Origin of the sequence: Brucella lupini, from assembly GCF_002252535.1 — a bacterium.
Taxonomy (GTDB): Bacteria; Pseudomonadota; Alphaproteobacteria; order Rhizobiales; family Rhizobiaceae; genus Brucella; species Brucella anthropi.
The window spans coordinates 17,604-41,761 of sequence record NZ_NNRN01000053.1 but is presented as its reverse complement, the minus strand read 5'-3'; the positions used below and the strand labels follow the sequence as shown (position 1 = coordinate 41,761).

Sequence of the window (24,158 nt, the reverse complement as noted above, 5' to 3'; positions counted from 1 at the left end):
TGAGCCCCGCTGTCAAACCACACCCATAAACGTATCGGCGCGACGAAAGCACCGGATATAAAAAAGGGAACTAGGCAGTTGGGTGGGGTCAGCGCATATCTGGACTTAATGGGTTTTGCCGAAGACGGCTGGGGCTATGATATGCTCCGGGCCACCGGCATAACACTCGCGGTAGCCTTTTGCGGTTTTGCGGCGGGCGCAGTGTTCGGCATGATTGCCGCTGCCGCGTCATTTTCGTCACAGCGCATTCTCAGAATTGCGGCTGACGGCTATTCGACAGTGCTTCGCGGCATCCCCGATCTTCTGGTCATCTACCTGTTCTATTTCGGCAGCAGTGCGGTGTTGGGCCAGATTGGCGCCTTGTTCGGCGCGCAAGGTTTCGTCAGCGCGCCAATCTTCATCACCGGTGCACTGGCCATCGGTGTGGTTTCGGGCGCTTATCAGGCCGAAGTCTATCGCGGTGCAGTGCTTGCGCTCCCCAAAGGCGAAATCGAAGCTGCCAAAGCCTATGGCATGCCACCACGTCTGCTGTTTCGCCGCATCATGGTTCCGCAGGCGGCACGCTTCGCCATTCCGGGCATCGGTAATGTCTGGCAGCTCGTTTTGAAAGAATCCGCACTGATTTCAGTCGTTGGACTGGTTGAACTGATGCGTCAGGCGCAAATCGGCGCTGGATCGACCCGCAAGCCGTTCACCTTCTTTCTGACCGCGGGGCTACTTTATCTCCTCATCACATTCATATCGGGCTTGCTGTTCAAGAACGCCGAAAAGCGCGCCATGCGCGGCATCCGGAGGGCGGTATGAACTTTCTCGACCTGCCGTTCATGTTCGACAGTTTCTTTCAGCTTTGTCGCGGTATTCCTCTGACGCTGCAACTGATGGCGCTATCAGTTATCAGCGGAGCCGTGCTGGCCACCATACTGGCTACGATGCGTCTGTCGGGCAATCTGATACTGGACCTCATTGCACGAGGTTATATCTTCGTGCTGCGCGGCACCCCGCTGCTCGTGCAACTCTACATTATCTATTACGGCCTCAGCCAGTTTCCAGAACTGCGCAGGAGCTTTCTCTGGCCGTTTCTGCGAGAACCCTATTGGTGCGCGGTGCTGGCTCTTGCACTCAATACGGCTGCCTATAGCGCCGAAATCATTCGTGGCGGCGTTCTGTCGGTTGCGACCGGGCAGATCGAAGCGGCGCGCGCTTATGGCATGAGCGGCTTCACCCTCGTCCGTCGCATTCTGGCCCCGCAAGCGTTGCGACAGATGCTGCCCGCCTATTCGAACGAAGTCATCTTGATGGTGAAGTCCACGGCGCTGGCATCAACCATCACCATGATGGAGGTAACGGGGCTGGCGGCCAAGCTGATTTCCGCCACCTATCGCCCTGTCGAAATCTTCATCTGTGCAGGCGCGATTTATCTCATCTTGAACTTCGTGGTCACCAGAATCTTCAAACTGCTGGAATACCGCCTGTCGGCGGCCCAGCGTCAGCCTGTCATCGTGCATGCCGCCGGAGGAAACTCATAATGCAACGTTTCGAAACGCCTGCGGTCGAGATCAAGAACCTCGAGAAATGTTACGGCGCGCACAAGGTTCTGCATTCAGTTTCCTTGCAGGCCCACCACGGTGAAGTCATCTCCATTCTGGGCGCGTCAGGTTCAGGCAAATCCACTCTGCTGCGCTGCATCAATATGCTGGAAGTGCCGGATGCAGGCAGCGTGGCTATTCACGGCGAGGCATACAAGCTCGACCAACAGTCCGGACGCGCGCCTCGTCCAGCCGATGCGAAACAGGTTCAGCGGCTGCGCGGCCAGGCGACGATGGTGTTTCAGTCGTTCAACCTTTGGTCCCATCTGACTATCCTGGAAAATCTGATCGAAGCGCCTGTGTATGTACAGAAGCGAAACCGGTCAGAGTGCATTGCCGAAGCCGAAGCACTGCTGGAGCGGGTTGGCATAGCCGATAAGCGCAATTTCTATCCAGCGCATCTTTCCGGCGGCCAGCAGCAACGCGCGGCGATTGCCCGCGCGCTAGCGATGCGTCCGAAGATCATGCTGTTCGACGAACCGACCTCCGCGCTCGACCCCGAACTGGTAGCCGAGGTGCTGAAGGTCATGCGCGATCTGGCGGCAGAGGGGCGTACAATGCTGGTCGTGACCCATGAGATGGGCTTCGCCCGCGATGTTTCCAGCCGCGTCGTGTTTCTGCGTCAGGGCGTGATTGAAGAAGAAGGCACGCCCGACGAGGTTTTTGGCAACCCCAAAAGCGAACGGTTCCGGCAATTCATTTCCAAACAAAACGCATGAACCGATCAATCGGTTTTCTAATAGAGGTGAACATATGAAACTGAAAATCGTCCTTTCCGTCCTCGGCGTTCTCGCCGTCGCACCGACCGCGCAGGCCGAAGATGTTGTGCGCATCGCGACCGAAGGTGCTTATGCGCCGTGGAATTTCTCCGGCCCGAACGGTGTGCTGGAAGGCTTCGAGATCGATCTCGCCAAAGACCTTTGCGAGCGCCTGAAAGCGAAATGCGAAATCACCGCTCAGAACTGGGACGGCATCATTCCATCGCTGACCGCTGGCAAGTATGATGCCATCATGGCGGGCATGAGCATCACGCCGAAGCGTGAGGAAGTGATCGCGTTTTCGTCGCCTTATGCGGCAGCCATCAACTCCTTCGCAGTCATGGATGACAGCGACCTCGCCGATTTGCCGGAAAGCGGCAAGCCGCTGAATGTCGATTCCGATGCGGCCAAGCCGGTGCTCGAGGAAATCGCCGCGAAAATCAACGGCAAGACCGTCGGCGTTCAGGGTTCCACAACCGCTTCCGCCTTCATGGAACAGTACTTCAAGGATGGCGCGGACGTACGCGAGTATAAAACCGCGGAGGAACACAATTTCGACCTGACCAGCGGTCGTGTGGATGCGGTCGTCGCCAATGCCACGGTTCTCGCTGCTGCGCTGGAAAAGGACGACATGAAGGGCGCGAAGCTGGCTGGCCCACTGTTTTCGGGCAAGGTCTTCGGCATGATCGGCGTCGGTCTGCGCAAGGAAGATACCACCCTGAAGGGTCGCTTCGATACAGCCATTCAGGCCGCGATTGCCGACGGCACGGTGAAGAAGCTTTCCCAGAAGTGGTTCAAGGTGGACGTTAGCCCGCAAAACTGAGCCAACACAATCGGGCCAGACCCTCATCTGGCCCACCCCTGACAACGCTGTGACAACAGATTGAACTTACGAATGCGCAGATTGCCGGATCAGAACATAGTCATTATCGGAGCGGGACTGGTTGGCTCTGCCATCGCCTGGGGTCTCGCCCGATCCGGTCTGCGTCCAATGCTTCTCGATGGAGAAGACCTATCCCTGCGCGCATCCCGTGCCAACTTCGCGCTCATCTGGGTACAGGGCAAAGGCGTAGGCGCACCGCACTATGCCCGTTGGACAATGCAATCTGCACGCCTGTGGCCCGCTTTTGCAGATGAATTGCGGGATATCACCGGACTTGATGTGGCGTTGAAGCAGACGGGTGCCTTTACCTTCTGCCTCGACGAGCGCGAGCTTCAAATGTTTGCCGAAGACGTCGCGACAGTGGCGCGGGAACTTGGCGATGACGCCCCCGAACATGTCGTGCTCGACCATCAGGAAACGGCCAAAATGGTTCCCTCCATCGGTCGAGATGTGATCGGCTCGATCTATTCGCCGATGGACGGCGACGTGAATTCGCTACGCCTGTTTCGCGCATTGCATACGGGCATGATCAAACTCGGCGCTGCCTACGAACCGCATTGCGAAGTCTCGTCCATCACCCCGCAAAACGGCGGCTTTCTCCTAAGTGGCGCATGGGGTGAGGTCTTCACCGAGCGCGTCATTCTTGCTGCGGGCAACGGCAATGCAGAGCTTGCCAAGAGTGTCGGTCTTGATACGCCGGTTGTGCGCAGCAAAGGCCAAATTCTTGTAACGGAGAAATGCGCGCCCTTCTTCCCCTATACAGCGGCCACGCTGCGGCAAGCGGATGAAGGCGGCGTCATGATCGGCGACAGTCAGGAAACCCACACGGACCGGATCGCCACCAATCAGGACATCAGCGCGGTTCTGGCCAACAGAGCAGTGCGGACATTCCCACATCTGGCCGAGGTCAATGTCATTCGCAGTTGGGCCGGGTTTCGGGTCAAGACACCGGACGGCCTGCCGATCTACGAACAATCCGAAAGCCACCCGGGCGCTTACGCCGTCATGTGCCATTCCGGCGTCACGCTTGCAGCCAACCATGCCCTGATCGTGGCGCAGGAAATAGCAGCCGATGCCAAACAACTTGCTGGTGAGGCGTTCTCAGGCCGGAGGTTTCATGTCTCCTAAAATGTTCCTTAAAACTGAGACACCAGAGGAAACCGTGACGATCACATTCGATGCGCGTACCTTGACGGTACCTGCCAATGTAACTGTCGCCGCAGCGCTGCTTGGAGAGGGTATCAACCGGCTCAGAAACAGCGTCGTTGGTGATCAACCGCGAGCGCCCTATTGCCTGATGGGCATCTGCTTTGAATGTCTGGTCACCATTGATAGCGTTCAGAACCGCCAGGCTTGCATGACGCTTGTGGCCAATGGAATGATCATTTCTTCCCAGACCGGTGCGCGTCGGGTGGAACCATGACGACAATGCTCAAGAGAGTTTCCAGTATTCATGCGCTCAATGCGTTTTATGACCTCGCCATTATCGGCGCGGGACCAGCAGGCATGTCGGCAGCCGCAGAGGCAAGCGCCGCTGGCGCTAATGTGGTTCTGTTCGATGAGAACCCTGCCGCCGGCGGCCAGATTTACCGTGGCATCGAACACAATACGACTGCCCGCAGGCCGTTTCTCGGCACCGAATACTGGCGGGGCAAAGAAGTCCTGAAAGCGTTTATCGCCAGCAATGCCCCCTATGTGCCGCAGGCCCTCGTCTGGAGTGTGGAACCACAGGATGGCGACAACAACGGCGTTGATCTGCGCGTATCGGTAAGCGGCAAGAGCGGGATTGTTTCAGCGCGCCGCGTGATCTTCGCGACCGGTGCGATGGAGCGCCCGATGCCTGTCAGGGGCTGGACATTGCCGGGTGTTATGACCATCGGCGCAGCACAGATTGCGTTGAAGGCTTCCGGCCTCCTGCCCAACGGAAATGTGGTTCTGGCGGGAACCGGCCCGCTGCTCTACATGTTCGCCGCGCAGCTGTTGCAGGCGGGCGGCAAGGTTACCGCACTGCTCGATACGACGCCCGGCGCAAATTACGCGAAAGCTGTGCCGAACCTGCTCTCATTCCTTTTCTCCACCTATGCCTTGAAGGGGCTTTCCCTGCTTTTGAAGGTGCGCAAGTCGGTACCGGTTTATTCCGGTGTCACCGATATCGCCATTGAGGGAAAAGACGAAGCTGAAGCGATCTGCTTTTCGGCCAAAGGCAAAACGCACAAGCTTGCTGTCGATAGCGTCTTCCTGCATCAGGGTGTGATCCCCAACAACAATCTCGCCAATGCTTCGGGCTGCGCTCTGATTTGGAACGATGGCCAGAAATGCTTTCAGCCGCAACTCGACGGCAACGGGCGTTCGTCCATACCGGCCATCTATATTGCTGGTGACGGCAGCGGCATTGGCGGTGCATTGGTTGCCGAGCAGAGCGGGCGTATCGCTGCGCTCGCGGCTTGTCAGGATATCTTTCCAGCGCTGGCAACAGCGTTGGCGTCAAAAATCGTAAAGCTGCAGGCGCAAGCGCGACGCGTCGAACGCGGGCGATCCTTTATCGACGCGCTTTATCTGCCTGCACAAGCATTTCGCGCACCTTTGAATCGGGACACGATTGTCTGTCGTTGCGAAGAAGTGACTACAGGCGCAATCCGCGATGCAGCCGCCTGCGGTATTGCTGGTCCCAACCAGCTTAAAACCATGTTGCGCTGCGGTATGGGTCCCTGTCAGGGTCGCATGTGCAGTTCCACCGTCACGGAAATATTGGCCGAGGTGCAAAACCGTGCACCTCAAACGGTCGGTTTCTATCGTCTGCGCGCTCCGGTGAAACCGGTGCCGCTCTGCGAAATCGCAGCACTGCCTCAAACCCCCGATGCTGTTTTCGCCGTCACCGGCGAACAACCGGATAACTCCCCAACCATCTGAAAGGATTGAACTATGGATGAGCGTTTCATTCAGACGCCGATTATGCATCGCGTCGTCGAACACAATGGCATTGTCTATGTCGGTGGAACCACCTGTGATGACGAAAGCCTGGATATGGCCGGTCAGACCAGCGAAATCCTCGCCAAGCTCGACAGCTATCTGGCGCAGGCAGGCACGGACAAGACCAAGCTTCTGGCAGCAACCATCTTCGTAACGGATCTCAACAAGAAGCCTGAAATGGATAAGGTCTGGAAGGAATGGATTGATCCTTCGCTGCTGCCAACCCGTGCAACTGTTGGCGTTGCCGATCTGGGTGGTGATACGCTGATAGAGATTGTGGTTTCCGCTTACAAGTAATCAATACCAAACATCTGCAAAATCCGACAACCCCCTGAATAACAACAGGGGATTGTCGTGCAGCATATCCCACTTCGGTAGCAACCTGTACTCCATCGGAAATAAATTCCGCTCTAACCGTTAATTCAGTCAAGTAAACGAACGGTCTAAATCCGATATCTCTTCCAACTTGTATAGTGACACGACCCTACTGGACGCCCCTTTTCGGATTTTCACCCACAGCACCCGAGCGACCGGCATGAAGGTGCTAAGCAGGCAATCGCGGCTTTGATTGCCAGTCAGAATCCGCCAAATGGCCAACCGCTGATAATGCAACTGCGCGGCCTACGGATGCGAAGGCATCATTAAGCATCATATGTATGTGAAGCGCCGGATAAGAGTACCCGGCGCGGCCACCAAACGTGCCTTATTTCGCGTCCACGATTTCTTTTGGAAGCGGTGTACCATGATACTTTTGGTAGATCTCGTTTAACTTGCCATTTTGGAGGTTTGCCACAATCCATTCGTCAAGTTTGGCGAGCAATTCAGGTTCATTCTTATTCACACCAATTGCAAGGTTCAAAACGCGGATCGTTATCTTCGGCTCGAAAGCCAATGTTGAATTCTTGTCGTGAATCTGTTTCACGAGCGTGGCTGATGTCGCAATCGCCTTGGCCTGACCTGACACAGCTGCCGTAACCATCGTCGCGTCATCGTCGTAGCGGGTGACAGTAAAACCATGCTCGCCTGCGAGCTTCGTCAGTTCACTATCCTGTGTCGTACCACGTGTTACGGTTACTGATTGTCCCTTCAGATCTGCCCAATCCTTGATCGGAGATGCTGCCGGGGCGGCAATTACCGAGACCAGTCCCGCATATGGCTTCGAAAAATCTATGACCTGTGCTCGCTCCGGGGTTACCGACAGCGTTGAGATGACGATGTCAGCCTTGTTCGTTTGGAGGTTCGGAATACGCGTGGCGCCCGTTGTCTGAATGAACTCCAGCTCAACACCCCAGTCCTTTGCGAGAAGCTGCGCGGTTTCAACATCGGAACCCACGGGTTTGAGATTGGCATCAAGCATGCCGGACGGCGGAATTGCCAAGTCCGTCGACACCCGAATTTTCTTTGCTGCGATGATGTCGGCGTATGTATCGGCCATGGCCGGAACGCCTTGAGCAGTCAGCATCGCCCCTACGATGCCTAATACGAGAAACCTCTTCAACATTACATTCTCCTCCATTTTGTTTTATCTCATAGATCGTGGCTCAAGAAGTCCTCGAGCTCCAATGTCATGGGTGCATTCAAGATCGATGCGTCCCCCTCCTCGTGAACGAGCCCGCGGTGCATGAAGATCACACGATCGGCGACCTTGCGTGCGAAGTTCATTTCGTGGGTAACCATGATCATCGTCATCCCGCTTTCTGCGAGTTTTTCGATCACTCGTAGCACCTCTCCGGTCAGTTTTGGGTCGAGGGCGGAAGTGACCTCATCGAATAGCATCACTTTCGGTTCCATCGCGAGCGATCGCGCGATAGCGCCTCGCTGCTGCTGTCCGCCCGATAATTGCTCGGGATAGTGGTTAGCCTTCTCATCGAGCCCGACGCGTTCGAGCGCAGCCCGCGCCATTTCGCGCGCCTCATCCTTCGGGATTTTCTTCACCGAGCGCGGCGCAAGCATGACGTTCTCTTCGATCGTGAGATGTGGGAAAAGGTTGTAGCTTTGAAACACGATGCCGACGTCAAGGCGGAGTTTGTGGAGATCAAGCTTTGGGTCATGAACCTTGTGGTTGGCCACGATGATCTCACCGCTATCGATCACTTCGAGACGATCGACGCATCGCAGCGCGGTACTCTTTCCGGAGCCGCTTGCACCGATCAGTGCCGCGACCTGCCCCTTCTCTACGGAAAAACTTACTCCCTGAAGGACGGGAACCGCGCCGAAGCTCTTCTTGACTTGATTTAGTGCGATCATGACCATGATCACCCTCCCTGGATTGCTGTACCCTGTGCTTCCGGCTCTTTTCGAATGCGCCGTCTCGGCCCCATGTTCTCAAGCCGTTGGCTGAATGCTGACAGAGGGAAGCAAAGGCAGAAATAGAGGGCGGCAACGATAAGATAGATGAGAAAGGGCTCGAAAATCGAGTTGTTGATAAGCTGCCCCGCTCTCGTCAGTTCAACGAAACCGACGACCGATGCGAGCGACGTGTTCTTGACGATCTGAACACTGAAGCCAACGGTTGGTGGGGTTGCGATCCGAACCGCCTGTGGAAGGATCACTTTGAACATGCGCTGTGTTCGAGAAAGCGCAAGGCACTCAGCCCCCTCCCACTGCGCCTTTGGTACTGATTCCAAGCAACCCCGCCAAATCTCTCCAAGGTAGGCGCTGACATAGATTGTCAGTGAGATGCCGGCTGCAAACAATGGCGTGATCGACAACCCAAGTGTCGGCAGTCCGAAGTAGATGATGAACATGATGACCAAGAGCGGCGTGCCCTGGATGAGCTGGACATAGGTCGCCGCAATGAGGCGGAGTGCACGCGATGGCGTGATACGACCGAGCGCAACGATGAAGCCAACAATTCCTCCTCCGATAAATGCCATTCCGGTAAGGATGACGGTCCAAAGAGCGCCTTCGAGAAGGAACATCAGATGGTTGTGGTTGAATGCGGTGGTCACTGCTCGCCTCCCTTACAACGGCGTCCCGAGCCTGCGGCGGCGCGGGAAAAATGCCATGCCCAGCCCCCAGAAAAGCGCTCGCATCCCGAGGGAAAGGAAGAGGTAGATGACTGCGATGACGAGATAGGTTTCAAACGGTCGGTAGGTTTCCGACTGGATGAAGTTGCCGGCAGCGGTGAGTTCTTCGGCAGAAATCTGGGAGGTCACCGAGGAAGCAAGCATCAGCAGGATGAACTGACTTGTGAGGGCTGGATAAACCCGCTCCATCGCAGGACGAAGCCCCACATGCCAGTAAAGCTGCGTTGAAGACAGGCCCAGACACTCCCCCGCTTCCCATTGCCCCTTCTGGATAGAATCAAACCCTGCGCGCATGATCTCGGCGGTATAGGCTCCGACATTGACTGTCAGAGCTACGACGGCCACGAAAATTGCGCCGAACGAATACCCAAGGCTGGACAGGCCGAAATAGATCACAAATATCTGGACGAGGAACGGCGTATTACGAATGCTTTCGACATATGTGGTGGCAAACCTGCGCAACACCGGTCCGCCGGATCGGCGCGCTATCGCACATGCTGTCCCAATAATGAAGCCGGTCACTGTCGTGATCAGGGCCAATTGCGCCGTCAGCGCCATGCCATCGACCAGCATTTGCCAGCGGAGGAGGACGACTGAGAAATCGAAGGTCATGGTCTGACTGCCATGTGTCGCGGCAGGTTCTGTCCCGTCATCCGGTCATAGACCCTGAAAAGCGCTTGGTTGCCGTTCGATCCTTCGCCATGCGCCCTCGCCTCGACATATTGCGAGGTGACAAGCGACGTAGCAGGAAGCGGAACATCCTTCTGTCCCGCCATTTCCAGGACAAGTCGGAGGTCTTTGAGCATCAGGTCGATGCGGAACCCAGCGCTGGCATCTCCAGCGATCATCGCCGGACCGAGCTTGTCGAGCATCCAGGAGGAAGCTGACCCGCCGAGCAGGACATCTCGCATCTGATCAAGATCGACGCCGCTGGCACGACCGAGAGCAAGAGCCTCGCAGACTGCCTGGATGTTGACCGCGCAGACGAGCTGGTTGCAAAGCTTCACGGTCTGGCCAGCGCCCGGGGCCCCGACATGCGTCACGGTCGCACCCATGACTTTGAACACCTTTTCGGCGCGTTCGAAAGCAGCCCGCTCGCCTCCGACCATGATCGATAATGCAGCGTTCTTTGCACCAATCGGCCCCCCCGAAACCGGGCCGTCGAGCATGAAGATGGATTTGGCAGCCAAAGCCGAAGCCATGGCCCGTGTAGCCTCCGGTGAAATCGTACTCATGTCGATGTAAATTCCCCCACCAGGCATGTGATCGATTATGCCGTCCCGATATACGACTTCTTCAACCTGAGGCGTGTTGGGAAGCATCGAGATTACGATCTGTGCATCGCATACCGCGGTGGCGACACTATCCGAAGCAATGCCCCCCTGCTTTGCAAGTGCTGAGACAGCATCTGACGAAATGTCATAGATTTTCACCGGATAACCAGCCGTGATGAGATGACGGACCATCTCCCGACCCATCACGCCGAGCCCGATGAACGCGATCTTTGGAAAGTTGCTAGTCCCCATGTCTGCTCTCCAGTCTTTCGGTCACGCGACTGAATGCGCATTTTCCAACGCGGAAAGTTTTTCGACACGGCGGACGAAATCTTCGTTGCGGTCGAACCGAGCGTTCAGATAGGACACGACCAAGTCGCGAGCGAGCCATGACCCGACGATTTTTGCGCCGATGCACATGACATTCACGTCATCATGCTCCACGCTCTGGTGCGCGGAATGGACGTCGTGGCAGACGGCTGCGCGGATGCCGTTGATCTTGTTTGCCGCGATGGCGGCGCCAACGCCAGTCCCGCAAACAAGAACGCCACGTTCGGCAGAACCATCCCGCACCTTCTTGCAGAGCAGGCCTGCTATGTCAGGGAAATCGACAGGATCCGGCGTGAAGCTACCAATGTCTTCCACCTGATGACCGAGCTCTTTGAGAACCTCAATCACGTCAGCTTTCAACGGAAAGCCCGCATGGTCGCTTCCAACGACAATATTCATGAATATCCTCCCTGATGAATGAATGAACTAGTCTGAAACACTGGTTCCCTTTGCCAGTTCGTACAGACTCGCCCGGCGCCGAAAATCGGCTCCGATTTCGAAGTGCTGATGCAGCAGATCATCGGCTTGAACGCGATCGCGGGCGGCAAGGGCCTCGAGGATCAATCGATGATGATCAATCAGGAACTCCTCGATTCCTTCGACTTGAATTATCTTCTCGCGGCGTTCCAGGTGCGAGCGCATCATGAGCTGCGATATCGAGGCATAGATCGTGACCAGCGTCGGCGAGTGTGACGCAGTGACGATTGCCTCGTGGAATTTGAAGTCTGCAGTGCCGCCCGCATCCGGATTCTCTATCGTCTCGATGATTTGCCGCAACGCAATTGCGATATTCGCAAAATCCTGTTCTGTCGCTCGCTGACACGCCAGACGGACGGCGTGGTGCTCGATGGCCTTTCTGGCCTCCATGATGTCACTCGTGATATCCGAGCCATGTGCGAGCATGAAGCTAAATACATCGCCCAGTGCCGATGCGTCCGGCCTTTTAACAATCGTGCCGACGCCATGCCTGATCTCAACGGCGCCGATCATGGAAAGCGCGCGAAGGGCTTCCCTGAGCACAGGCCGGCTGACGTTAAGCATGGCTGCGAGTTCTCGCTCAGGCAAAAGGCAATCGCCAGCCTTCAATTCCCCAGACAGCAACTGGTCGCGAAGGAATGCAGAGACACGGTTATGTGCACCAGCTTCCTGCGTTTCGCGTCGGATTGATTTCTTTTCTGTCATCGCGTGTCCAAACCGTGGTCTTACCACTAATCTATCCACAGCTATCATACTGTCAAGCAGCTTGGATCGAATTTCTGCTAAACCACTGTTCCAGATATCGTTTGGTTGACGCCGCCAAGCCACAGGAGTCAGCTAAAAAGACACCTGGACTACACTTAACCTAGATTTCGGAGCCACTGCTTACAGGTATTCGGCGCGTATAGTTGCCGAATAGGAGTCTGCAGTCGTAAGCTATACGCCTGAATCTCGTGTTCCGACGACACTGCTCAAAAATTGCCGGGCGTGCATCCTATCCGCACTTAGTTTTGAATGACCGGATTGGGGCCGTGTGCGGACTGGCAGGTTTGAGGCGGGCGGATCGGAAAGCCGCCCGTACAAGGGCGCTTAACGTGCGAAAGTCTCTTGCAGGGAACGGCCATCCAGTTTGTATTTCGATGATTGATATGCAAGTGGACTAGCCTCATGTTGGGGGCTTAATTCTCCATAGATTTTGCTTTTTTGCATAATGCGCCGAGGTAGGATTTGGCTGGGAATAGAACGATAAAATTTACCGCTATAACGCGCGCTGGATACGAGTACCAAGACCTAGTCGGCATCGAAATGCTCATTCGGCATTATCGTGATCCAGCTTTATTCGAGTGGGTGCAACTTGAATCCGACGATCCGAGCGTCAGATCGCTCGACGACGTCGTGGCCAAGCGCATGGATGGGTCAGTTGAATACGTTCAAGTCAAGTTTACTGTAGATCCTACTGAATATGCACTCGATTGGGACTACCTCCTTTCGAAGAAAGCAAAAGGCACAAGCATGTTGGCCAAGTGGGCGAAGTCGTTCGCTCGCGCGAAGGCAAACGGACCCGTTCACAGCGCACAGCTAAAGACCAATCGTATTCCTTCTCCCGATTTTGCGGGTTGCATGAACGGCCCGCGCATCGATCTTGCGAAAGTGCCTACAACTACTCTTGCATTAGTCGAAGCCGAGTGCGGAGGCGCATCGGCGGCTGCTGACTTCTTCGATGTGTTCGCCTTCGATACTAGCCTTCCCGACTTAGACCGTTACGAAGCTCAACTGCGCGATCACCTCGTTCCGACCGACACTGATTCCGCCGGCTGGCTACTATTGCGAAATGAGGTCACACGCTGGGCCATTTTGCAGCGCGAACCTCCACCAGACGGCAAGATCCTAAGAGAGCATGTCGTTAGGCTAATTTCGAAGAAGAGGCCGCGTCCGCTTCGGCAGGACTTCTTCGTGCCCGAAGGGTACGAGCCGCCAAGCCCGACCTTCGACAACGACCTGCGAAAACGCGTTGCAGATCCTGCCACTCCGCTGACAGTTTTGTGGGGCACGCCGGGCCGCGGAAAAAGCACGTACCTGAGCTATCTCTCGCAGGAATTGCACACCGCCGGCGAAGCGGTCATTCGGCACCATTACTTCTTATCGGCGGAAGACTCGAGTGCAAACCGTACCTCATACACCGATATAGCGATGTCGCTGTACGAGCAGCTTCTCAGCCGGTATCCCGAATCTACGGCTGGCGTGACAGAGGATCCGAACAATCTAAGGCAAGGTCTTGCGACCGCTGCCGATAACCTGGCCCGCGAAGGTAAGCGTCTATATCTTATCGTTGACGGTCTCGACCACGTTTATCGCGACACGCACCGCACTGATCAACTAAATCATCTTTTCAACGCTCTGTTTCCGCTGCCCGACAATCTCGCGTTGATCGTCGGAACGCAGCGGGTTGCAGACGACCAGCTTCCTTCGAAGCTGTTGCTCAACGCCACGCCACCCGACTGGATTGATATCCCCAGGATGGATGAAGTTGCCGTCCGGCGTTGGCTCGAGACGCAAGATGGATCCCGGCCGATCGCCGTTCGTTGGAGCGACCGCCGCGCGGAAGAGATCGGCAAGATCGGCGCGGCACTTTTCAAAATCAGCCAGGGTCACCCTCTTCATCTAATATATGCTTTCGAAGGACTTGTTCGGTCCGGAGAACCATTGGACGAAGAGGTCGTCTTGGCGCTACCCCCTTGTCCGGACGGAGATATCCGCACCTATTACAAGAGTCTGTGGATCCGGATCGGTGAACGATCGCGCGCCGTTTTACATGCGCTCGCAGGATCCGACTTTTTCTGGCCAAGCGTGGGCATCCGTCAGTGTATAGGCGAATTCGGCGAGATCGCCTTTCTGCTGGAGCCGCACAACTCGGGAATAATTCCCTTCCATGGAAGTATCTTTGCCTGGGTTCGAGAGCGCGACGATCACAAAGAAAGCTACGAAGTCCTTTTGCCGAAAATCGTCGCGTGGCTCGAGAAAGACGCCCCCGAGTACTGGAGATGGGGATGGCTTTGGCTCACACAGGCTCGTGCGGGAAACACAACCCCTCTTCTGACAGGCACCACTAGAGCTTGGGCAGTAAACTCGCTCGCTTGCGGCTGGCCTGAAACGCAGATTCAAAACATCTTGGCCGCGGCAGAAGCGGTGACGTTTGCAGCCTTCGATTTTGCAGCAACCGTTCGCCTGCGCTCGCTAAAAACGCGCGTGAGCAACGTCCGCGAATACCAGGCCTGGGACTTCGGGGCTTTTAGAGGGGCCGCCTTGTCGATTGCGGATAATCGGCAACAGTCGCTCAACCTTTTGGATAACTTGGAGGAGCTAACCAACGAAGAATTGGCAGCGCTCGCTCGTCACGGTCCCGGAGCTCTGCGCAATGAGCTTGTCGAAGGCTGTTTTACGGAGCTGATCCGGCGAATAAATACGTGGATCGTGCTTCGTCATCGTCCCTTTGACGATTTCGAAAAGCTCACGAGGGCATTTCTCGAAGTCGCTGCGCTCGCCGGCGCAGAACGCGTGCCGCGGGTGATGAAGTTCATTCGCGGCTACAAGAAGCCCGAACCCTACGTCGCTCGATACGTAGAACTGCTGGCGCGAGTGCATAACCTGGAAGCTCTGAGCGATGTCGGCGACTCCTTGGAGGGCGCTAGATGGGCAGCGCTCAGACGAAAAATCCAAGAGCACATTCTTCGGTCCGCATTGTTCGTCGGCGCCGACCCCCTGCAAATGATAAAGAAGGGCCGCTTTAAGCAATCTCCCTTCGTCGCGGGAATGCTATCCTACAAGGCTCCGACACATAAGTGCGAAGTCGAGATCCCGCCTCCTCCGGCGGATCCGCTTCGCGAGCGTTCTACACCCGCTGACAACGTCGATCTACAAAGGCTCTACATTGACTTTTTCTGGAGCGCGCTTCGCGACGAGATTGCCTCGCCGGGGGGACCGTTCACTTACCCTGGTCTCACACGCGGTGGCTTAGGGTTCATAGATACGGCGCTGGACTGCCTCGAGGATTGCGCCAAAAGTCTCGTCTCCGGCGCGATGCCATGGACCTTTTCGACGCCATTCTTAATGGCTGCAGACGTTCCGAACATACCGTTCGCGGGTCGAACCGAGTCGGTCCATGCTCACTATCTAGGTTTTCGGAGTGCTCTCAATGTAATCGCCTTGGATGTGCATCTTGCGGGCCTACCCGATAAGAACTTTCCCGGCATACCTCCGGACGAGCTCGCGGCTGCGCGCGGCTCGGTGCACTGGATCGACGAAGTCTGGATCGATGTGAATGCAGAAGATCGCATCCGCTATCTCAGCGCAGAAGCGGCTGACGACCTTCTAGAAGAGTTGACTCAAAATCTCTCGGAAACTTTGTCCGAGTTCAACGAGAGGGCGGATCGGTGGACCAAGTACGCCTCACTATCGCATCTCTATAGGGTGGGCGATCCAGGATTGCTAATGCAACGAGCGTCGTCGTGCTTGCTTGGATATGGATACCGTAAGGATCTTTTTGCCTTCGAAGTCCTGCATAGCGTTCGAGACATGCACGCACACGATCCGAGCGAAACCGAACGCTGGATTGGGACGCTCGCCCCGATTGTCGATGCCATAGTCGACTTCACGGACGGCGACGAAACAAGGCATGCGCGTAGCGAGATCATCGACGTCGTCGCGAAAACGCAGCCGCACTTGCTGCCGAAATTCTATGTGCATCACCTCGATGCCGACGAATGGTATTTGGCCGACAAGAGCCTCGAGAGCTTCATTGATATCGCCGACCTGGAGGGTCCTGAAGCGGCTGCGCTCGCAGGGACGTTGCTCGATCCTGGAACGCTCGACGAACTTAGCAAGCGCGCACAAACGTCCGCCACGGCGCAAGCGCTTCTGGAGCGGCAAACGGCGTTTCTAGGCGGTTTACACACCCCCCGGGAGCGGAGCTATTCGACACCTGACAGAGAGCTGACACCTGAAGAGAAAAAGGTAACGGAGCAGGATCCAACCGCATTCGCTTCGAACGATTTCGCAGGGATAGCCAATGCCGTGGGCGAGCTGCATTTTCACTATTCCAAGAAGAAGGATTTTCTTTCCCGCTGGCTTCGCCATTGGCATGCCAAGGGTAAGTCTCGAGACGCCCTTGCGTCGATAAAGGCATATTTCGACGCGGGGAAAAGGACGTATGGCCTCGATGAATTGCTCGACGTTGCCTTCGAGGTGAGCTTGGAGGTCGAAGGCAAGGATGCCGCTTACCCCTGGCTGGTCCTAGCTCATACACGCCGTCATGGGTGGTCGAGCCACTACACTTCCGATGAGGAAGTTGAGGCCCGTCTCAAGACAGCCGCGCGCGTTTATCCGGACCGCTGGAAGGACTTCATTCGCGACACATCGGCGCCGGAGGAATATTTCGCTAGGCGCGGCGCCAGTTTCTCGATAGGTTTTCACCATTTAGTCCGTTATCTGCTGGTCGCCGGGCAAATAGCCGAGGCGATGAAAGTTACGGCTGCATTCGTTTCGACTTTCAAAGAGGAGACCGAAGACCAGCCTATCCCGGAGGCAACATGGCTTCGGTAACGGCACGCCACACTATGGCTATCCTCATGCAGCGGCTAAAATGGCCGGTGCCGATGGTGCGATGGCGAGCGGCCCGCGAGATTAGAGGATTGCTCCAGTCGGACAAGACGCGTGCCGACATGACGGCGGAGCTCTTGAACTTCCTGGATCTTTGCACGACGGAATCGGACGTATGCTCGGTATTGTGCTTGCTTTTCCTAACCGAGAGCAAAGCCCGGCCGAGTCGAGACGAGGTCGTCGAAAGGGTAAAATGCCCATCGATCCTCGCCGACATACTTATTGAGAAAACGTTCGGACCCGGTGCCAAGCTCGGCGGCTGGGAGAGCGCTCACTCCGGCGAAGCGCCCGGCTGGTTCGAGCCGGACAAGTATTTTCTTGATCACAAAGGGGCGCATATCCCACCCACGTTTTACAACGAGCTGGGAAAAATCGAGCGCTCGACCGGCCTGCCTCTCAGACACCAATGGGCGTGGGAGTGGCACAATCTACGCGAAAGACTTGGAACCCGTCTTACGTCGTATGCGCATTATTTCGACGAATACGGCGAGACTCAGTCCGGTGTGAAGGGACAGTATCTGCAACGGCAAACGGAAATCTTTCGCTCCGCGCATATTCGCACCTTCGCATTCGCAGTTTCCGAATGGGGCATGCCGCTAAGGCTGGCAGGCGATTACATGCTTGAGCATATTCCAGCAGTCGGGGGAATATTCGATCTTGATCCAAACCCAAAGCCCGAAGCCCTGCGCGACCTACCTAAAAAGGCTTCTGCAGACGGAAGCGATCTGGAGGGCGTGCTGGCCGAGTGGGTCGAAGCTAACCGAAACGTCGAGATGCCTGCCGTGTCTTTCAAGACTCCGACTCCTTTAGACCTGGCTAAGTACGGCGACGTAACCGTTGGCGCTTATTTCGTTTCCCCCGGTTTCGAGATGAGAGAAGACCACGGACCGTTTGAACCGATGGACTTCACGCTCATAACGAACTCGCTAACAATCGACGGTGTGGTGCGAGACGTCAACGCCGATGACATGAAGCGCGACGGAAAGGCCGGTTGGTGTGTGCCAGTATGCTCGTCGCTTTTTCCGATGCCATACGGGTTCTGGAGTTCTGACTACTTTGCTATAGGCCTCCCCCTCGTGACGCCGTATTGCCTCAACGAGGAAGCTATTATCCAGGCGAAGGCTGGAGCCTTGGAGCTTACGTCAAGGGACGCGATACTCTCACGGACGCGCATTTGGAATGACGTATGGACGCCTTCGTATGTCGGTGGAGGACATACGCGTTGTGGAGCAATCGCGGAACTTGAGAAGGCAAAATTCAAGGACCTTCCGCATCGCGCCCCTGATGGATCGAAGCTCGCTTGGTACATTGAAACCCGCATTTGGAAGCGGGCAACTGGGCACGGAGAATACGCGATGGAGAAGCGACGCGCGCTGATTATGGACGATGTGGTCTAGCTGTATTCGGCTCATCTTCATTACCTTGCGATGGGGTCAAATCAAGTGGGGGCGCGAAGTGAGCGATTGGAAACGCCGTCCGCTTGTGGGCGTCGCGTTCCGGACGCGACAACCCGTGAAGCGGACCGTCGGCTTTTAGTCCTTCGAAGAGGAAGCGCGAACGTCCAAATTGAAAGCGCAAAGCAGTCAATATCCGCCGAGCCCTGAAACAGACAAGCGTTTTCTGACAAGCTTTCAAGAATCGCCAAGTCGAAATGAAACTTGCAGAGGTTGAACATTTTTTGGGAGGGAAACGGCGACCAATAATCGCCGGGCCTCATATTGTTCTGCGGCTTATCATCTGAACCCTAGACCGAGTCCCGGTAGTCCTCTTGATATACGTTCTACAAAACTGGTCCTTCAGGCTTATGCTGCGGTGACCAATTCATCCAGCCAATCTTGGTCGATGATAAGCGCATCAACGCAATTGAAAGACTGTCAAGTTTTGCTCCGTTGCACCAAGCGAAAAGCGTCGCTTTAATCAGAGGCATCCAAAAGCTCTTTCCGCACGTCAAGCAAACCGTATCCTTTGATACCGCGTTTGATCAAACTACCCCGGAAGTCATTCGCCGTTTCGCGCTTCCGCGTGAATTCCACGAGCGTGATTTAAAGCGATATGGCTTTCATGGCCTCTCCTATAAGTCGATAATCGGCAGTTTTCCCAGAAACAGCCACAGCTTGCTGTTGGAAGGATCGTAGTCGCACATTTAGGCAGCGGAACCAATCTTTGCGCCATCAAGGCCGGCAAAAGCATCGATACAAGCATGAGCTTCCCAACACTGGACGGTATTCCGATGGCAACCCGCTGCGGGGCACTCGATCCGGGCTTGCTTCTTTATTTTCTGCAACAAGAGAACATGCTTCCAGACGCGCTATCAGATTTGCACTATCATCGCTCGGGCCTTTTCGAACTTTCGGGAATAAGCGGTGATACGCGCGATCTCCTTGAATGCAACACACCACAGGCCTGTGAGGCTCTTGAAGTATTCACTCTGCGTATAGCTGGTGAAATTGCCCGTCTTGCTTCCACTCTTGGCGGTCTCGACTCACTCATTTTCACTGCCGGAATTGGGGAACATCAGCCAGAAATTCGCGCTTTGGTTTGCCGACGCCTCTCTTGGCTTGGCATCCAACTCGACACCAGCGCCAATTCTCGAAAACCTCCGCCGCCTAACGGAGCCGGATATCGCTACCGATGCGAGGCGGCTCTAGCGGTGCCACCGCCGTCAATGCGCATCCAAAATCGCGCTTACGCATCATCCGCACGGTATTTGCGATGAGCATTTTGATCAGATTTTCACAACCCACTGTCCTGTCCTTTTTGCTTATCATGGCTATCCTTATCTAATTCACAGGCTTATTTATAAGCCCGCCAACCACCCTAACGTCCACGTGCAAAGCTTCATCGAAAAGGGGGCAACGACAACGCCTTTCGATATGGCAGTTCTCAACAAACTGGACCGCTTTCATCTGGCGATTGAGGCGATAAGACGTCTGCCATTAAATAACGAGGTAGCGCTACCTCTGATTGCCAACTTCGAGGAAAAACTGACATTGCATAAGAAATACGTTTGCGAGCATGGCGAGGACATGCCGGAAATCAGAGATTGGAAATGGCCTTACACCAGATGAACCAATCATCCTCAAAACGGCCCACGGAAGCAGCAAAGAACGATTAAATCCTCTGGCTCCTTAAGAACGGAGACAAACTGTTCTGAAGCTGCTTCTGCATCCGCGAGTATGTTGGAATAAACGTACGCGGCAAAAATAAAGCCTATCAGGTTGATAGAGTTGAAAAGCGTTGGTTGCATCTATTATAGTGGTTCTAAGCAGTTCTTCACTGAACGAATGTTGGCCAAGCATACGCTCTTAAAGGAGACTAGAATGTTCAAACATATTCTTATTGCGACGGATGGCTCCGAACTTGCAGAACGATGTGTTGTCCAAGGGCTCTCATTGGCCCAATTCCTGCGATGTAAACCCAATTCCTGCGATGTAAAGTAACTATTGTAACTGTAACAGCACCATATAGCAATTCGGGCATATTTGGAGGTATGCTTGATGATGAGGATATTGTCGTTAGATATAATCAAAGCTGGGAAAAATTTGCCTCCAAGGTTCTGGGTCACGCCAAGGACTTAGCAAACGATCTACGGGTTGAAACCGATGTTGTGCATCTTATAAATCCCATTCCATCGGATGCAATAAGCACGGCAGCTGACTCGCTCCACTGTGACCTAATTGTGGTTGCAACTCACGGTTATTCGGGAGTTCAACGCCTTGTTCTGGGCAGCCAAACCAATGAAATCATTGTGCAAGCGAGAACATCAGTGCTCGTTGTTAGGTAGTAGCGAAAGGCTTTCAACGACCAGCACGGCGTCTCCGCAATTGGGATTATTGGTTCATTTTCATTCAAAAGTGATGGCGTTGGCCGCATAAGAGCCCTTGTGTTTTTCGCCGACCTTCAAGAATTGCCATACGGTTAGCCGAAACTGACTCCGTTGCGATACAGGATATATGCCGCAACAATGAAGATTATCGTGGCGAATATTCGGTTTAAGACGTTCTTGTATGCACTCAATCGCGTGGCGAGCATCATTCCGAATACCCCTCCTATAATGCCACCTCCGATAAACTCAGCTGCAAGCCACCAGTCGATTAGACCGGAACTGGCATAGTTCAAAGCCGTGGCCAGTCCAAAAGCGCCCACCGAGAGAAGGGACGTGCCGATTGCGTTGATCATCGGCATACCTGTTGCCAACATCAAACCGGGCACAATCAGGAAGCCCCCGCCGATACCGAAGAATCCGGATGCCGCGCCAGAGGCAAGAGCTATAGCTGCTGTAACGAGACACATTCTTAGGTCGACCGGGCGGCGCTCGACGTCCAATCTCTTTTTGGGCTTCAACATGAACAGTCCAACGACGATCATGAGGATGCCGAACAGAAAGATGAGACGATCACCGTCTAAAGCTTTTCCAAGACTGGAACCGATAAGTGCCCCGATAACGCCTAGTGCAGAGAAGACAGCGCCACAGCGCCACCAGACGTTCCCCTTCAGGGCATGGCTCGTAAAATTCGCGAACGCGTTGACCGAAACAGCAAGTGCACCCGTACCGATGGCGACATGGGGCTGGCTCACACCGACAACATACAAGAGTAGCGGTGTTGCCAGGATTGAGCCGCCGCCACCGAGCAATCCCAGCATGAAGCCCACAACACCTCCGGAGCCAACTGCCGTAAAGAAAGAGCTACTCAACTCCGTCTGCTCCCAGTTCTATCATGCACGATCATCCCCACCAGCATGGCGATGACGAACAGAACGGTTTGTGGCAGCCCAACCGCAAGCGACGCAATAGCGGGACCAGGACAAAAGCCGCCAATGCCCCATCCCAGACCGAACAGCGCCGAGCCTATGATAAGAGGCGCGTCGATACGCCGGTTCGTTGGCACATGAAAACTGTCGTCGAACGCAGGATGCCGCATTCGTTTCGTTATCTGAACGCCAACGAAGGCAACGATGACGGCTCCACCGAGAACAAAGGCAAGACTTGGGTCCCATGCGCCGAAAATGTCGAGAAAGCCCTTGACGCGGACGGGGTTGAGCATTCCGGACAACGACAGTCCGAAGCCGAAAACAACACCTGAGGCAAGAGCCCCGCAGAATTGATAAATCTTGCGGTTCATAGACCCAGACCTCTCAGCACTGTAACAGCAATCACCCCGGTTGTCAGAAAGGTCGTAACCGCTACCATGGATCGCGGTGACAGACGAGCCAACCCCAAGACACCATGACCGCTGGTGCAGCCAGATCCCATGCGCGAACCAAAGCCGACAAGAAGCCCGGCTACGATGATCAGCGGCCACCCGGCAGTAGTTTGAACAGCTGGCCAATTACCGAACACCATCAGATATATGATTGGCCCTAATACGAGCCCCAGAACAAAGGCGAGGTTGGTCGACAGTGTACTTCCCTGTACGAGGCGTCCGACAATTCCGCTTATTCCCGCAATCCTGCCATTGAGGATCAGAAGCATCGCGGCGGAAGTGCCGATCAACATTCCTCCAGTAAGCGAAGACAGGTATGTGCTCATTTTGCCTTCTCCACGCAGAAGATGTCGTAAAGGGAGGCGACCAGGTGCGCCGCCTTGTCTTCGGTGAGCCGATAAAATATCTGCTTTCCTTCCCGACGCGTCTCAACGATTGAGGAACTGCGTAGCACTGTTAAATGCTGCGATAGATGCGGTTGATGAACATCGACTTTTTCCTCCAGCTCGCCAACGGAATATTCGCCTTCCACCAGGCTGCAGACAATCATCAGACGGGCTGGATGGGACAATGTCTTTAGCAAGTCAGCCACTTCGCCCGCCCGCAAGGACAGTTCTGCCGAAGATAGTCCGGCCTTCATCATTACCGTTATGTCTTTGGTCATTCCCATACAGCTCCTTCCAATGCATCCAGTGGAAACTTCAGGTAGCGCTTGCCGTTGGCTTCTGGCTCAGGCAGTCGTCCGCCGCGTATGTTTACCTGTAGCGCATGCAAGATGAGCTTTGGCATTGGCAGCGTTTTGTCGCGCTTGGTCCGTAAGGCAACGAAGGCCTCTTCCGATGCGCCCGCCAGGTGCGAATTGTACTTCTTTTGATCCGCCACAGTGCTTTCCCAACGCGGCGCACGCCCCCCCGGCTGGTAATCATGTCCGGTGAATATCCGTGTCTCATCTGGAAGTGCTAGGATGTTCTGGATCGACTTCCAAAGTGCTCTCGCATCGCCGCCGGGAAAATCCGCACGTGCCGTACCGCTGTCAGGCATGAAGATTGTGTCATGCACAAAGGCGGCATCGCCCACCACGTAAGTGATGGAGGCGAGCGTATGCCCCGGCGAGAACAGAACCCTGGCATCAATGGAACCGATCCTGAACGTCTCGCCATCGGCAAACAGCCGATCCCATTGTGAGCCATCGGTGGCAAGCTCGGGCCAGTTATATATTCCCTTCCACAGCTTCTGGACGTCGGTTACATGCTCACCTATCGCTGTTTTCGCGCCGGTTCTCTCCTTCAGATACTGGGCTGCAGAAAAATGATCGGCATGTGGATGGGTGTCTAGAATCCATTCGACAGTCAGGCTGTTATCGCGAACGTAATCGAGAATTGCATCGACATTGATCGTCGCCGTTGACCCCGACTTTTCATCAAAATCGAGAACGGGGTCCACTATTGCGCACATACCAGTTGCCGGATCGGACACCACGTACTGAACGCTGGAGGTTCTCTTGTCGAAAAAGCCTTTTACCTGCGGTCGATGGTCAGCAAAGTGTAGGAGCCACGATGCTGCGACACTAGTATCAAAGCCGAGCTGATGTCCGAATGGTACGACGTCTTCAACAGACATGCGTCCATCCAACACCTCTCCGATAAGATGAAGGTTGAGCGAACGCGTACCTGTTTTGCAATGCGCCAGCACGGGGCCGTCAGATTTTCTGACCGCCGCCTGAAACGCACGCACATCGGCTTCAGTGATCGTATTCATTGTGGCTGGAATATATGCATAAGAGAGATCGCATTGGTGGGCTGCATCGCATTCCGCTTGGCTTCCGGGCTGGTCTGCGCTTTCATTATCGGGACGGTTGTTGATCAGCGTTTTGAAGCCGCTTCGATCGAGTACACTGAGTTCTTGCGCGTTTGGCTGCGAAGACACCGACAGCTTCTCAGTTATTTTGGTGACGGGCATCTCTACCTCCGACGTTAATATTATATAATATAC

The 24,158-nt window shown here is 55.1% G+C and carries 23 protein-coding genes and 2 pseudogenes; 13 read left to right on the top strand and 12 right to left on the bottom strand.

Annotation, left to right across the window (positions count from 1 at the left end):
- Positions 1–108: 108 nt before the first annotated feature.
- From CES86_RS17090 to CES86_RS17055, 8 genes are all read left to right on the top strand, one after another.
- Entirely contained in the window at positions 109–804 is a 696-nt protein-coding gene (locus CES86_RS17090) for an ABC transporter permease (protein ID WP_010660301.1), read from the top strand.
- Positions 801–1,526: an ABC transporter permease gene (locus CES86_RS17085; protein WP_094514989.1), complete on the top strand. Its 726-nt coding sequence runs from the start codon at positions 801–803 to the stop codon at positions 1,524–1,526. Before CES86_RS17090 ends, CES86_RS17085 begins: the two co-directional genes overlap by 4 nt.
- Positions 1,526–2,305: an ABC transporter ATP-binding protein gene (locus CES86_RS17080; protein WP_094514988.1), complete on the top strand. Its 780-nt coding sequence runs from the start codon at positions 1,526–1,528 to the stop codon at positions 2,303–2,305. Before CES86_RS17085 ends, CES86_RS17080 begins: the two co-directional genes overlap by 1 nt.
- 34 nt (positions 2,306–2,339) lie before the next feature.
- Positions 2,340–3,167: a lysine/arginine/ornithine ABC transporter substrate-binding protein gene (locus CES86_RS17075; RefSeq protein WP_025091614.1), complete on the top strand. Its 828-nt coding sequence runs from the start codon at positions 2,340–2,342 to the stop codon at positions 3,165–3,167.
- A gap of 72 nt (positions 3,168–3,239) precedes the next feature.
- A complete protein-coding gene (locus CES86_RS17070; RefSeq protein WP_010660305.1) occupies positions 3,240–4,355 on the top strand; it encodes an NAD(P)/FAD-dependent oxidoreductase in 1,116 nt (371 codons plus the stop codon).
- 1 nt (position 4,356) lies between these two features.
- Positions 4,357–4,650: a (2Fe-2S)-binding protein gene (locus tag CES86_RS17065; protein ID WP_010660306.1), complete on the top strand. Its 294-nt coding sequence runs from the start codon at positions 4,357–4,359 to the stop codon at positions 4,648–4,650.
- A complete protein-coding gene (locus CES86_RS17060) occupies positions 4,647–6,137 on the top strand; it encodes an FAD/NAD(P)-dependent oxidoreductase (RefSeq protein WP_094514986.1) in 1,491 nt (496 codons plus the stop codon). Before CES86_RS17065 ends, CES86_RS17060 begins: the two co-directional genes overlap by 4 nt.
- A 12-nt stretch (positions 6,138–6,149) precedes the next feature.
- On the top strand, positions 6,150–6,494 hold the full coding sequence (locus CES86_RS17055) for a RidA family protein (RefSeq protein ID WP_094514984.1): 345 nt from the start codon (positions 6,150–6,152) through the stop codon (positions 6,492–6,494).
- 406 nt (positions 6,495–6,900) lie between these two features.
- Here CES86_RS17055 and CES86_RS17050 read toward each other — a convergent pair whose 3' ends face one another.
- Genes CES86_RS17050 through CES86_RS17020 form a run of 7 tightly spaced genes read right to left on the bottom strand, consistent with a single transcriptional unit; the run spans position 6,901 to position 12,012 of the window.
- The gene (locus CES86_RS17050) at positions 6,901–7,698 is read right to left on the bottom strand and encodes a transporter substrate-binding domain-containing protein (RefSeq protein ID WP_094514982.1); all 798 of its coding nucleotides are present in this window, start codon (positions 7,696–7,698) and stop codon (positions 6,901–6,903) included.
- A 26-nt stretch (positions 7,699–7,724) separates the two neighbouring features.
- Positions 7,725–8,450 carry an amino acid ABC transporter ATP-binding protein gene (locus tag CES86_RS17045; RefSeq protein ID WP_094514980.1) on the bottom strand — a complete coding sequence of 242 codons (726 nt, stop codon included), beginning with the start codon at positions 8,448–8,450 and terminating at the stop codon, positions 7,725–7,727.
- A gap of 2 nt (positions 8,451–8,452) precedes the next feature.
- A complete protein-coding gene (locus tag CES86_RS17040) occupies positions 8,453–9,148 on the bottom strand; it encodes an amino acid ABC transporter permease (RefSeq protein WP_029928371.1) in 696 nt (231 codons plus the stop codon).
- Between the two features lie 12 nt (positions 9,149–9,160).
- Positions 9,161–9,838, bottom strand: a complete 678-nt coding sequence (locus tag CES86_RS17035; protein WP_094514979.1) for an amino acid ABC transporter permease — start codon at positions 9,836–9,838, stop codon at positions 9,161–9,163.
- Positions 9,835–10,752, bottom strand: coding sequence for an NAD(P)-dependent oxidoreductase (locus tag CES86_RS17030; protein WP_094514977.1), 918 nt, complete (start codon positions 10,750–10,752; stop codon positions 9,835–9,837). Before CES86_RS17030 ends, CES86_RS17035 begins: the two co-directional genes overlap by 4 nt.
- Before the next feature lie 21 nt (positions 10,753–10,773).
- Positions 10,774–11,229 (bottom strand): ribose 5-phosphate isomerase B, encoded by a 456-nt coding sequence (rpiB, locus tag CES86_RS17025; RefSeq protein ID WP_094514976.1) that lies wholly within the window; start codon positions 11,227–11,229, stop codon positions 10,774–10,776.
- 27 nt (positions 11,230–11,256) lie between these two features.
- Positions 11,257–12,012 carry a FadR/GntR family transcriptional regulator gene (locus tag CES86_RS17020; protein WP_094514975.1) on the bottom strand — a complete coding sequence of 252 codons (756 nt, stop codon included), beginning with the start codon at positions 12,010–12,012 and terminating at the stop codon, positions 11,257–11,259.
- A gap of 600 nt (positions 12,013–12,612) precedes the next feature.
- On the opposite strand from CES86_RS17020, the gene CES86_RS17015 reads away from it, so the two are divergent.
- From CES86_RS17015 to CES86_RS16995, 5 genes and pseudogenes are all read left to right on the top strand, one after another.
- The gene (locus tag CES86_RS17015) at positions 12,613–16,905 is read left to right on the top strand and encodes a P-loop domain-containing protein (RefSeq protein ID WP_143851087.1); all 4,293 of its coding nucleotides are present in this window, start codon (positions 12,613–12,615) and stop codon (positions 16,903–16,905) included.
- Complete coding sequence (locus tag CES86_RS17010) at positions 16,893–18,359, top strand: hypothetical protein (RefSeq protein ID WP_094514972.1); 1,467 nt, start codon at positions 16,893–16,895, stop codon at positions 18,357–18,359. The genes CES86_RS17015 and CES86_RS17010 overlap by 13 nt, the downstream gene beginning before the upstream one ends.
- 414 nt (positions 18,360–18,773) lie before the next feature.
- Positions 18,774–19,549, top strand: a pseudogene (locus CES86_RS17005) (acetate/propionate family kinase); the annotation flags it as partial.
- A gap of 106 nt (positions 19,550–19,655) precedes the next feature.
- Positions 19,656–20,030: pseudogene (locus tag CES86_RS17000) on the top strand (phosphoketolase family protein); the annotation flags it as partial.
- Positions 20,031–20,386: 356 nt separating this feature from the next.
- On the top strand, positions 20,387–20,746 hold the full coding sequence (locus CES86_RS16995; RefSeq protein ID WP_094514971.1) for a universal stress protein: 360 nt from the start codon (positions 20,387–20,389) through the stop codon (positions 20,744–20,746).
- A 134-nt stretch (positions 20,747–20,880) separates the two neighbouring features.
- Here the strand turns inward: CES86_RS16995 and CES86_RS16990 are convergent, their stop codons facing one another.
- Genes CES86_RS16990 through blh form a run of 5 tightly spaced genes read right to left on the bottom strand, consistent with a single transcriptional unit; the run spans position 20,881 to position 24,125 of the window.
- Positions 20,881–21,657, bottom strand: a complete 777-nt coding sequence (locus CES86_RS16990; RefSeq protein ID WP_094514969.1) for a sulfite exporter TauE/SafE family protein — start codon at positions 21,655–21,657, stop codon at positions 20,881–20,883.
- Positions 21,654–22,085, bottom strand: coding sequence for a YeeE/YedE family protein (locus tag CES86_RS16985; RefSeq protein WP_063620591.1), 432 nt, complete (start codon positions 22,083–22,085; stop codon positions 21,654–21,656). The genes CES86_RS16990 and CES86_RS16985 overlap by 4 nt, the downstream gene beginning before the upstream one ends.
- Positions 22,082–22,492 carry a YeeE/YedE family protein gene (locus CES86_RS16980; RefSeq protein ID WP_063620592.1) on the bottom strand — a complete coding sequence of 137 codons (411 nt, stop codon included), beginning with the start codon at positions 22,490–22,492 and terminating at the stop codon, positions 22,082–22,084. Before CES86_RS16980 ends, CES86_RS16985 begins: the two co-directional genes overlap by 4 nt.
- Positions 22,489–22,836, bottom strand: a complete 348-nt coding sequence (gene bigR / locus CES86_RS16975; RefSeq protein ID WP_094514968.1) for a sulfite-sensing transcriptional repressor BigR — start codon at positions 22,834–22,836, stop codon at positions 22,489–22,491. Before bigR ends, CES86_RS16980 begins: the two co-directional genes overlap by 4 nt.
- Complete coding sequence (gene blh, locus CES86_RS16970; protein WP_063620593.1) at positions 22,827–24,125, bottom strand: bifunctional sulfur transferase/dioxygenase Blh; 1,299 nt, start codon at positions 24,123–24,125, stop codon at positions 22,827–22,829. Before blh ends, bigR begins: the two co-directional genes overlap by 10 nt.
- Between the last annotated feature and the right edge of the window lie 33 nt (positions 24,126–24,158).